Origin of the sequence: Alteromonas gilva (assembly GCF_028595265.1) — a bacterium.
Taxonomy (GTDB): domain Bacteria; phylum Pseudomonadota; class Gammaproteobacteria; order Enterobacterales; family Alteromonadaceae; genus Alteromonas; species Alteromonas gilva.
The window spans coordinates 613,614-625,062 of record NZ_JAQQXP010000002.1; the positions used below are offsets into that span (position 1 = coordinate 613,614).

General features: G+C 45.9%; 8 protein-coding genes. 2 read left to right on the plus strand and 6 right to left on the minus strand.

Translation table 11 applies throughout. From position 1 onward, the window contains the following. Positions 1-46 precede the first annotated feature (46 nt). The 4 genes from sthA to OIK42_RS16350 form a co-directional block, all read right to left on the minus strand. Positions 47-1,474 carry a Si-specific NAD(P)(+) transhydrogenase gene (gene sthA, locus OIK42_RS16335; protein WP_273642134.1) on the minus strand — a complete coding sequence of 476 codons (1,428 nt, stop codon included), beginning with the start codon at positions 1,472-1,474 and terminating at the stop codon, positions 47-49. A gap of 78 nt (positions 1,475-1,552) precedes the next feature. Then, positions 1,553-3,412 (minus strand): sensor histidine kinase, encoded by a 1,860-nt coding sequence (locus OIK42_RS16340; RefSeq protein WP_273642135.1) that lies wholly within the window; start codon positions 3,410-3,412, stop codon positions 1,553-1,555. A gap of 2 nt (positions 3,413-3,414) precedes the next feature. Beyond that, on the minus strand, positions 3,415-5,673 hold the full coding sequence (locus OIK42_RS16345; protein WP_273642136.1) for an EAL domain-containing protein: 2,259 nt from the start codon (positions 5,671-5,673) through the stop codon (positions 3,415-3,417). Between the two features lie 202 nt (positions 5,674-5,875). Beyond that, positions 5,876-7,003, minus strand: coding sequence for an acyl-CoA desaturase (locus tag OIK42_RS16350; RefSeq protein WP_273642137.1), 1,128 nt, complete (start codon positions 7,001-7,003; stop codon positions 5,876-5,878). 105 nt (positions 7,004-7,108) lie between these two features. Between OIK42_RS16350 and fabR the strand changes: the two genes are divergently transcribed. Then, positions 7,109-7,729, plus strand: a complete 621-nt coding sequence (fabR, locus tag OIK42_RS16355) for an HTH-type transcriptional repressor FabR (protein WP_273642139.1) — start codon at positions 7,109-7,111, stop codon at positions 7,727-7,729. A gap of 3 nt (positions 7,730-7,732) precedes the next feature. Here fabR and trmA read toward each other — a convergent pair whose 3' ends face one another. Continuing rightward, positions 7,733-8,824: a tRNA (uridine(54)-C5)-methyltransferase TrmA gene (gene trmA, locus OIK42_RS16360; RefSeq protein WP_273642148.1), complete on the minus strand. Its 1,092-nt coding sequence runs from the start codon at positions 8,822-8,824 to the stop codon at positions 7,733-7,735. A gap of 215 nt (positions 8,825-9,039) precedes the next feature. On the opposite strand from trmA, the gene OIK42_RS16365 reads away from it, so the two are divergent. Then, positions 9,040-10,320, plus strand: coding sequence for a DUF5610 domain-containing protein (locus tag OIK42_RS16365; protein WP_273642140.1), 1,281 nt, complete (start codon positions 9,040-9,042; stop codon positions 10,318-10,320). Positions 10,321-10,407: 87 nt separating this feature from the next. On the opposite strand, the gene OIK42_RS16370 is transcribed toward OIK42_RS16365, so the two are convergent. Continuing rightward, a complete protein-coding gene (locus tag OIK42_RS16370; protein ID WP_273642141.1) occupies positions 10,408-10,890 on the minus strand; it encodes an RNA recognition motif domain-containing protein in 483 nt (160 codons plus the stop codon). Between the last annotated feature and the right edge of the window lie 559 nt (positions 10,891-11,449).

The window sequence follows — 11,449 nt, forward strand, 5'->3', positions numbered from 1 at the left end:
TGACTATACACTCCACAGTCTGCTGGCGCAGCCGAATTAGCTTTGTTTAGTCACTGAAAATACGATTTAACCCATTTAGCGCTGCAACACGGTATGCTTCTGCCATTGTAGGGTAATTAAAGGTGGTGTTGATAAAGTACTCGATGGTGTTACCCCCCCCTTGTTGTTGCATAATCGCCTGACCGATATGAACAATCTCCGAGGCACGCTCACCAAAGCAGTGAATCCCCAGCACTTCTTTTGTCTCACGATGAAACAGAATCTTGAGGCTTCCCACCTGAGTAGAGGCAATTTGAGCCCGGGCAAGATGTTTAAACTGCGCACGGCCAACCTCATAAGGTACTTTCATCTGCGTCAACTCCTGCTCGTTTTTACCTACCGAACTGATTTCCGGGATAGTGTAAATACCCGTGGGGATGTCTTCTACGAGTTGCGCGTTGGCGTTACCCTGCAGCATGGCTTCAGCGGCAAACCGCCCTTGATTGTAAGCGGCTGAGGCCAGACTTGGATAGCCGATAACATCGCCGATGGCATAAATGTTTTCAACCTCGGTCTGATAGTTTTCATTAACCTTTAGCTGTCCGCGTGAATCTGCTTTGAGGCCCACAGCGTTAAGATTGAGCATGTCGGTGTTACCGGTTCGGCCGTTAGCAAATAACAGGCAATCCGCTCGCATGCGCTTACCGGACTCAAGGTTAAGTATAACCGAGTCTTCGCGCCCTTCTACGGAGCTGTAAGATTCGGTATGGCGAATAACCACACCGTTGTTCCACAGGTGGTAACTTAATGCATCAGAGATTTCCGCATCCAAAAAAGACAACAGGCGATCGCGCATATTGACTAAGTCAACTTTAACGCCAAGGCCCCTGAAAATTGACGCGTACTCAGTACCAATAACACCAGCACCATAGATGATGATGGATTTTGGTTCGTGGTCGAGATTTAAAATGGTATCGGAGTTATAAATACGTGGATGACTAAAATCGATGTCTTTCGGACAATACGGGCGCGAACCGGTTGCGATTGCGGTTTTTTCTGAGGTGATGATTTCTTTAGAGCCATCGTTACGGGTAATTTCTACAGTATGAGGATCGATAAAGCTCGCTTCACCATGGATGAGTGAAACGCGATTGCGATCATAAAAAGAAGAACGCAGCCGGGTTTGACTGCGGATAACGCCGCTGGCATGTTTCATTATGTCAGAAAATGTCAGATTACGGGACACATGATTGTCGGCAAACAAAGGGGTTGTATTGTACTCAATGAGACGACTAACAGAGTGGCGCAGTGCTTTAGAAGGAATGGTTCCCCAATGCGTGCAACCGCCACCGACGGCTTTGTATTTTTCTATCACGGCAACGCGTTTACCGGCTTTTGCCAACTGCATCGCTGCGCCTTCGCCGCCCGGGCCGGTGCCAATTACAATGGCATCAAACTGAAACTTTTGTTTAGCTGGTTTTTTCTTGGTTGTCATAATCGTGTGCTGTTCAACTTGCGTTGGAATAATAAAATGAAATAGTCCAATTCATAGTAGCAAAAAATACTGATATGTTTAGCTATTTCTCAGATCAGCTGAGTCTGGTAACAGTATTTGTTGCTTAAAAAACAGCGTGAACTCTGCGCCGCCCAAGTGCGATTTTGTCACCTTAATATGGCCATCAAAGGCCTGCTCAATCCAGAGCTTCGCCATATGTAAACCGAGACCTATGTGGTGGTCGTCACGCCGGGTAGTAAAAAATGGGTCGAATATCTTGGGTATCAATGTGTTCTCGATACCTTTGCCGTTATCGCCAATGATCACCACGATATCGTCGTTGCGCGCAGCGCAATCAACCTCGATAGTGGCGTTGGCCGTTTTATCAAAAGCATGTTCCAGGGCGTTGATGATAATAATTTGGACGATTTGGCTGAAGGCACCTGGAAAGCCACACAGTTTTACCGGTGTTTTACACAGATTGGTGATGTCAGCGTTGTGCTTTTTAAAGATACTCTTCATCGACTGCAATAAATCAGTGATTTGTTCACACGCATCAAAAGTACACAGCTCATCGTTTGCGCGCTTGAAGGTCAATGTTTTGAAGGTGGAGATTAAATCTATCGCTCGTTGATTGTTTTTAAGCGCCTGCGCCATGGTTAGTTGTGAATCAGTTAAGTAATCGTCAAATGCCGTTTTAGTGAGCCCGGCGTGTTTTTGCTCGATGAGTCTTTTTAGCAATATTTCCTGATTAGACAACGCCAGTTTAGTGGCGCCCACCGGCGTATTGAGTTCATGGGCCAGACCGGCAACCATAACGCTTAGTGATGACAGTTTTCTTGATTCTGCCAATTCACCGATGAGTGTTGTTTGTTGCGCGAGGCTACTGCGTAGTTTATCGCGCTGCAGCTGCAGGGCTTTATTCAGGTTTTTAAGTGATACCGTATAGCGCACGTACAGCAGCAATACGGCGACCCCAACTAAGCCAACCGACAGGGCAGTCATCAGAGCTGTCATTTTGGCTCGTTGACGATATTCTACTAGCAGCGCTTCGGGGGTTCTGGCGACAATGTATATCGGCTGCAGTCCATTGTCCCCAGTGTAGGGTGACGGTAAGGTTAGCGCAGTATAGATACGGTTGCCGAGTACGTTACCTAATAACTCTTGATGTTGGGACAACCGTGCCCAAAGTGCGGGTTCATCGGCAGCGATACCGGCTCCCGTTAAACCCAGATCGGGGTGCCAGAGCCGGTCTGGATCCGGATGTACAATCCATCGATTAGTGCCAGCAGCGATCAGTAAATTGCTGTTATCCTCATTGAGTGCGGTTAAATTTGCCACTAACGAGCGCAGATCAAAATTAATGACTAACAGCCCCCGGCCGAGTTCTGCTTGCTCAGCCAGCATCACCGCGCGTAATGTCGGCTGGTGTGGAAGCTGGACCAGTCCATTTTCAATGTTGAGATCAATCTGCGAAATAAAGACCTCGTCGGGGCGCAAATTGAGCCCTTCTTTAACGTAGTAGCGATTCCATTTGTTTTGCAACTGGGTAGGTTGGACACTAATAAGCTCGCCGGTGTGGCGTTGATCAATTCGTATTTTTTCGTTGCCAGACATGCCAATCCAGCGTACCTGAAGAATGTCGGGATACACTTCAAACATGGTCACAAAGGCTTGTTCAATATTTTGTGGGGAAGGGTTAATTAAGCCAAGTTCGTGCTTAAACAGTTTTATTAACGTGCCAACTAAACTGAGCTTGCGGTTAATTAAAAGTGCGGCCTGATTGGTTTGACTGTTTTGTATTGTTCCCAGTTCCCGCTTTACTTGCGCGATATCATCACTATAAATAAACCGGTACGTTGATACGCAGACAAACAATGTGAACAGCAACCACAACCCTCTCCACAATTCAGTCAGTCCCGACAATTTAAAGCGCATGATTAATCACTACTGGAACGGCCCTGCTCTGACTGTGACCCTAACCAAATCAGCGCATCTTCCACCGGCATGGGCCGCGCAAATAAGTAGCCTTGCGCAATTTCATATTTATTATCAATAAGTAACTGGCGTTGTTGCTCTGTTTCCACGCCTTCGGCAACCATATTAAATTTAAATCGTTCTGCCAGTTTGCTAATCATTTGAACAATATGTATCGCGTTACCGTTTTGCTTGGCCGATAAGTCACGTACAAATTTCTGGTCGACCTTAATGGTCGTGGCGGCCAGTTCCGTTAGTTGCGATAAAGAAGAATAGCCGGTACCAAAATCATCGATACTCACTCCAACGCCTTTATCAATGAGGCTGCGTAGTATGGGGTTAATGACGGAGTAATCCTGGGTGGATTGACTCTCGGTTACTTCAATGTCCAACATTTCGGGGGGGATACTTTGATTGTCGATGACACGATGTATGGCATTAAAAATCACTGCACTGGTAATATCACTGTTGGCTAAATTAAAGGAGATTGGCAGACAGTAGCCAGCCCCCATTAGCCGTTGAATCGCGGCGATAGTTTGATGCAGAACCAGCTCGGCAATCTCCAGACTCAGCCCGGATGCCTCGGCAATAGGAATAAACTCATTGGGGGGACACAACTCACCATTGAGAGTACGCCAACGTAGCAGCGCTTCAAAACCTACAGGTTCACCGGTCGTTAATTTAACCTTGGGTTGCAACACCATAAAAAAGCCATCTTTGGCGATTAGCGCTTGTTTTAGCTCGGATAAAATTTGCGTTCGCTTGACCAGGCGCTGCATCATCGCATCGTCAAATTTAACGACGAGTTCACCGTTAAGTTTAGCTTTATTTAATGCCTGATTGGCCAGTACCAATACCTGATTGAGATTGTGCGCAGAGACATCCGAAAAGTCGAGCAGGCCAATTTGAGATTGCAGTTGTATATCTAGGTAATCCATCTTAATCGGCTCAGCGCGAAACGCCTCAAGGTCGGTAATTGGCGGCTGATGCCCGGTTTTAAATACCAACGCTATAGTCTCCTGGTCCCAAACCGCCGACAGATAATGTTCGGGAAAGTGTGTTTCTACCGCGTCACTGAACGCTTTGAGTATGGTGGTGGCGTATGTATGACCCAGTACCATTTCTGTGCTTTCGTAATTAAGCAGTCTGAACAGCACCAGCGTTGTTTGGCTGCGACAACCTGTTGTTTGCTGGTTGAGCTCTCTGACCAACCAATTACGGTTATGCATACCTGTTGCGCTGTCCAGATAAGCCAGTTCGCTCAATCGGCTCATCAACGCCTGATTGACAAAACCACTGCTGATATTTTCAGAAAATACCTGTAGTAGCTTTAGGTGACTGGTATCAAGGTTCAATGGTGAGTCGACATACATCAGGTACTGCTGGCCATCGTATTCACTGGTATCGAAATACAGTATCGAAAAGTTACCATCGAAAGCGTGTTGTTGGTTTTGCCAGGCACTGTAAATGGCCTTTTTCACCCTCCGTTGATGCTGGGTTGTAAATAATTTAAAGAGGTGCTCAAGTCTGGCTTCAATTAAAGATTTAAAATGTTTGCTGGCAGCCACGATGGGGGCCATCTCAACGCTATCGGATTTTGACTTAACGATACAGGCGATACCGCCAGAGTTGGGTATGTTAATAACCCGGGTAATTGCTTCGAGAACTGTGTTGGCAAATTCTTTAGTGTTTTGCTTGGGGGTTAATGATCGGGATGCATCAACAATCATTTGCAAGCCACGCTTTGCTACCTGCAGTTGATACGAAGTTTGCCAGGTGCGCAGGTTACTTATCACCACGCTTTTTAGTCTGTCAGCGTGCAGATCTGTCTTATTCCAGTATTCGGCAATGTCGTACTCATGGATAGCTTCGTTACGGGGCATCACGCCAGGCTGGCCGGTAAGCATCACAATGCGTATTATGCTATTGCCAATAACATTGCGTATGGTCTCAATGAGAAACAACCCGGCATCGTCGGTTTCCATTACCACATCAAGTAGTATCAGGCTGATATCGTCTCGTGCAGAGAGTATGCTAGCAGCCGCTGCCGCCGAGTTAGCTTTAAGCAACTCTATGCCGCGTTCCTGATATTGTAAGTCTTGTAACGCCAGCCCCAACACGTCCTGGTACGCGCTATCATCTTCAACACTCAGTACTTTCCAACTATCCAGCCTGGTCGAAGATAGGTCCTCAGGTTCACTAAATTCAAACAGTTCGCTCATCCCATTTCCTTTACGTCGAAACAACAACGATACTTGTACTGAAAATTCAAACGAATGTACTTTTTGCTACGTACCCAATGCGTCTTTTTACGTATGTTAAGTGTTGTCTAATATTGCAGATTTGCAAGGGAGTGGAGAGATTTATAGTGCGCTAAAAGTGTAAAGGCGCGGCAAACTAAACAGACATTTGCCGCGCTGCAATCTAGCTGAAGGAAAACTCCAGTTGGCTGAGTTTGAGCCACTTTTCTTTCTGTAGTAAGAGTGACTGCTTTAGCTCTTTATATTTAAAATCGAGCTCCAGTCGGTCTATGCTTCGAATCAAATGCGCCTTTCGCAAGGTCATGATGCGTTTTTTGGTTGTGTAATAGTCATTCATCTTTTGCATCAGCACATCGTACTCTTTATGCAAAGTCTGCATGATCTCTTCACCATTTGGCAGCATCGACACTTTCTCGCTGGCGTATTTTAACTGCATCGCCAGACGGGCTTTCTCAATACGCTCTTCCGGGCAGGTACGCAGATTTTTAGTTAATCCAACAAAAGATAAACTTTTGATGAGCCATTTAGTTGGATCGTACTGATACCACTTAATGCCATTGCGGTAATCGTATTCAAAGATATGGTGGTAGTTGTGATAGCCCTCACCAAAGGTAAACAACGCAATAATACCGTTATCGCGGGCAGAATTGGTATCGGTGTAAGGACGGCTTCCCCAGTAATGGGCCAGTGAGTTAATAAAAAATGTCACATGATGAACCATAACCAGACGGAAAACCCCAGCCAGCAGTATCATGCTTAATACGTCACTGTTTATCCAGCCAAGCAGCGCAGTAATACCAAAATTTGAGGCCAACACAATAGCCAGGTAATGCTTGTGTTGCCACATGACTACTTTGTCTTTAAGCAGGTCTTTACAGTTACTGTAATCATCGTAACTCTCTGCCTGATATTCACGCAGCATCCAGCCAATATGGGAAAACCAAAAGCCCTTTTTAGCCGAATAGGGGTCTTTGTCGTTAACATCCACATGCCGGTGGTGGACACGATGGTCTGAACACCAGTGCAGTATACTGTTTTGCAGCGCCATGGCGCCGCCTATCGCGAGTACTACCTTAACGACCGGATGGGCATCATAGGTTTTATGGGCCCACAAACGGTGGTAGCCAGCGGTAATAGACATCCCGGTGGCAAAAAATAATACAACGGTGGTCACAATTTCGGTGGTGTCAAATCCGTATGAAAAGGCCCATAAAGGCGCGCCTACAAAGGCGATTAGTCCGGTCACCACAAAGACCAGCACGTTAGTCATAATTAAACGCGGCTTGTTCATAATTCACTCTCAGCTTACAAGTGTACGCTAATTTAGCTTTAAAAGAGGTGTTTCGCAAGGTAAATACCGTTAATATTAGCCTTAAGAATGAGGAGGAGGTGCTCGTTGAGCCGTCAGGAACAAAAGCAAAAAACCCGGCAAAATATTATTGCTGCCGCATTTCAATTACTTAATGAGAACCGGACGCTTTCGGCTATTAGTTTACGTGAAGTCGCCAGAGAAGCCGGTATTGCCCCCACCTCGTTTTATCGTCATTTTAAAGATATGGATGAGTTAGGGCTGACCCTGGTGGATGAAGCTGGTTTGGCATTGCGGCAACTCATGCGCCAGGCCCGGCGTCGAATTGCTTCCGGTGGCGGCGTGATAGATACATCGGTTGATACCTTTATGGAGTTTATCGCGGCTAACAGTAATGTATTCAGATTATTGCTGCGCGAGCATACTGGCACTTCTGCAGCGTATCGGTTAGCCGTATCACGCGAAATACAACACTTTACCGATGAGCTCAGTGATTACATTATTGAGCAACTGCGCATTCCCTATGATGTTGCAGTGCTGCAGGCCGAAGCAATGGTCAGGCTGGTTTTTAGTGCCGGCGCTGATGCGTTGGAAGCAGACACCATACTGCGCAACGCCATAAGTAATCGCTTAAAGCGTCAGTTACGTTTTATCCAGTTAGGCAGTCTGGCTTATTTGCAGTCATTGCCAGACACCCCCGGCGTCTAATCATTAACGCCGCTTTAGCCTGACCCCTGTTTCGATATGGTCGGTAAAAGGGAATTGATCAAACAGGGCGACACTTTCTACCTCATGAGTGGCCGATAAGGTTTCAAGGTTTGCTGCCAGGGTTGACGGGTTACAGGAGATATAAAGAATGTGTTCGAAACGGCTTATCATTGCGGTGGTCGCGGGATCGAGACCAGCGCGTGGCGGGTCTACCAACACAGTATTAAACTGTTTATCGTCCAGAGAAATGTTTTTCAGGCGTTCAAAGGTGCGCTTGCCTTCCAGCGCTTCGACAAATTCCTCACTCGAAAGCCTGGCAATCTGAACATTTTTTATATCATTTACCCGGATGTTAAATTGTGCCGCTTCCACCGAAGGTTTGGCGATTTCGGTGCCCACCACATGTTCAAAGTGCGCAGCCAGCGGAATAGAAAAATTGCCCGCGCCACAATACAGTTCCAGCAAATCACCCTGCAATGGCTGACTTTGCGCAATTGCCCATTCAATCATATGGGTATTTACCACCGCATTCGGTTGCGTAAAACTATTTTCGATATGTTTGAACTGGTAGGTTTTACCGTCTACCGGCAGTTGCTCAATAATGTAATCGTGACCAATAATTTCTTTTTGCTTCCGGGCACGGCCAATAATGCTTACGTTAAATTCGCGGCCCAGAAGCTCTCGCAATTGTGTGGCGGCCACCTGCCATTCCTCGTCCAGAGGACGGTGATACAGTAAGCTGATCACACACTCTTCAGACAAACCACTCAGAAAATCAACCTGGAACAATTTTTTACGTAAAACCTGATTATCCCTGACGTGGTCTATGAGCGTTTTCATTAATGCATTGATGGTTTTCGATGCGGCAGGAAATTCATCTACCCGGTAGGGGGTTTTAGTTTCCTTATCAAACATTATGTAATAGAGATCATCACCATCATGCCAGACACGAAATTCAGCGCGCATTCTGTAATGCTTAATTGCCGAGCGATATACGTCAATATCACGCGTATAGAAGGGTAATAGTAACTGGCTCAGGCGTGTGGTTTTGGCACTGAGCTCTTGCTGATAATCGGCCTCAGAGGGTGCTGTTATGTTCATTTTATCTTCCATCCCGCAAATCGAGCGGCATTGTAGTGGGTTTTAAGGCAACTTCCAATCCGCACAAAGCATGTTATTCCGTGCTTTTCAATAATGCTACACGGGTAAATAAAGGCTGGATACCAACGCCGGTTTATTCATTTTGTATTAAAATTAAACTATCTCAACTTTCTGCCGATACAGTTAATGAGGTGAGAGAGGATTAAATTATGACTGTGGAATCGATTCCAGCGGCTAAGGGTGCTCAAACGACGGTTGAAAAACCAGACGTGGCGCTTAAAAAGCAGCTTCAACAAGAGGGCTTACGCCAGGCGCGTGAGTTTCAGCAAAATAGTCAACTCAGCAATACAAAGGTTGTTGCAGACCAACCTGCCAGTCAGGTGTCTGTATCGCAGAGCCGGGTTGCAAGCTCATTACTGGTCAGTTCGTTTGAGCAGCAGGTCGTCATTAATGAGCGCCGTTATAATAACGCTCAATATGACACGCCAAGCGAAGAGAAATTGGGTTTTGATTTTGAAAAGGTCGCAAGCAACGTATTAAAGTTTGTCGGCGGGGTGGTGCGTGGTGCAGCCAAAAGCGGCGCCGACGAAGCAACCCTGACTGATTTGCTCGGTCAGGCTCGCTCGGGAGTTGCTAAAGGCATTGCCATGGCCGAAAAAGATCTGGCTGGGTTTATGAATCCCGAAATCAGTGATGGCATCCGTAATAGCAGAGAAGCCATTGGTACGGGCATCAATAAGCTCGAAGACGAAGTGTTGTCGCCGTTTCGCGATACTGCCATTAATGGCGCAACACTCAGTGGCGCGTTGGGCGAATCCCAACAAGCGGGTTTGCGTATCCGGACCAAAGACGGTGACGAGGTAGAAATTAACTTTGGCCAGTCACGCCAACTGCGATACAGCGTTAGCCAGCAAAATACGTACTATGCAAATTCTGAAGGCAATAATGATGGCAATAACAGTGCACCTGTTGCGCAAACTCAGACATCTGCCAGCATGGAGTACTTTGAATACCGGGGCTTGAGTTTTTCGGTTAAAGGCGAACTGGACAAACAGGAGCTCACCGCCATCAGCGACCTGCTGAAGCAAATTACCGATGTCAGTAAGTCGTTCTTTGATGGCGACCTTGACAAGGCTCTGGATAAGGCACTCGATTTAGGGTTTGACGAGAACGAGCTGGAAGGCTTTGCCTTAAAACTCAATCAGCAGCAAATCGTTAGTGAGAAGATTTCCGCCTATCAGGAGGTTGGCCAATCTGATGCATCAGAGCTAAAACAGTACCTGCGCCCAATCAAAGAGTATATGGAAGAACTTAAGTCCATGAATGACTTATTGGACTCTACCGTGCAGGACGGTGGCAGCTATCAGTCGCTGGTGAACGGCGTTATTAACCAGATGAAGGAAGTACATGTACCTGATGTCGTGTCTGCCATTAATCGCTTTCACCAGTTTAATGGCAAATTAAATGGGCCAAAACAAAAAGCTGAGTAATTACGATAAATAAAAAGCCCCCGTTTGGGGGCTTTGTGTTATCTGATAAACCTATAACGATAACAGCACGCTGTATATCATATAGTGTTAGTCGGTCACCTTGTCTTTGGCTGGCCGGACTTTCAGCGTTCTGTCCTGGAAAACCGAATCGTTAAACTGGCTAATAATGGCGTCGATGTCACCATTTATTACTTCTATAAACCCATAGCCTTTCCGTTTGCCGGTTTTCTTGTCTTTCATTAAACGAACAGACTGAATTTGAACATGGTCTTCAAAGTATGCTTTTACTGCTGCTTCATTGGCTTTGTAAGGCAGGTTTCCTACATAGAGTGTAGAAACATCCTCAGCAATGCCCCCGGCGCTGACCGGCTGTCGTGAGGCGGATTCTTTCCCTGTGCTCGCCGTACCTAACAAAGAGGCGATCCAGGGAGTAACGATACCGCTGAGTAATAATGAGGCGGCCACTACTGCTGGAGCAGGGGCTTCAATAGCGACTTGATGAGTTAAAATAAAACCTAAAACAGCCAAAACGAGGCTGACTAAAAAACATTGCATTAAGCTGACTTTCATAATGCTACCTTAATAATTGTTATGAAAAGAAGGGTGGCTCCCTGAATTTTACTCATTTATAACAAAATGAACAATATTAGTTCACAAGTATCTCGCAACGAATGCCATTTGTTAACCATATTGCTGTGAAAATAGGCACTTAAGCCCCTTTTTTTAAAAAAAGCGCTAAAACCAACAAAAAAGTATTGACCATTTATGTGTGAGATGTAGAATGCGCGCCAGTTCTTAAGGGCTACCAAGCAAAACGCTTAGCAGCCAGTAAGCACCAAAACTTAAACAAAAAGATTAAGAAAAGGTGTTGACATTGAGAATTAAAAGCGTATTATACGCATCCCGCTTCGGCAGAGCCTAAACAGCCACGAAGCAGCAAGGTTCAGTTAAATAGCTGAGTGTGGCGGAAGTGCTCCTTGCGCAGAAAGGTAAATCTTTTTGCACATTGTTCTTTAAAAATCAGATAACAAGACAATTTGTGTGGGCACTCATTAAGAGTGTCACAACGACAATTCAAAATTTCGATATATTTAATTGAAGAGTTTGATCATGGCTCAGATTGAACGCT

Coding starts and splice junctions, on each gene's coding strand:
- sthA (WP_273642134.1), bottom strand. CDS start 1,474: ATGACAACCAAGAAAAAACCAGCTAAACAAAAGTTTCAGTTTGATGCC.
- OIK42_RS16340 (WP_273642135.1), bottom strand. CDS start 3,412: ATGCGCTTTAAATTGTCGGGACTGACTGAATTGTGGAGAGGGTTGTGG.
- OIK42_RS16345 (WP_273642136.1), bottom strand. CDS start 5,673: ATGAGCGAACTGTTTGAATTTAGTGAACCTGAGGACCTATCTTCGACC.
- OIK42_RS16350 (WP_273642137.1), bottom strand. CDS start 7,003: ATGAACAAGCCGCGTTTAATTATGACTAACGTGCTGGTCTTTGTGGTG.
- OIK42_RS16365 (WP_273642140.1), top strand. CDS start 9,040: ATGACTGTGGAATCGATTCCAGCGGCTAAGGGTGCTCAAACGACGGTT.
- OIK42_RS16370 (WP_273642141.1), bottom strand. CDS start 10,890: ATGAAAGTCAGCTTAATGCAATGTTTTTTAGTCAGCCTCGTTTTGGCT.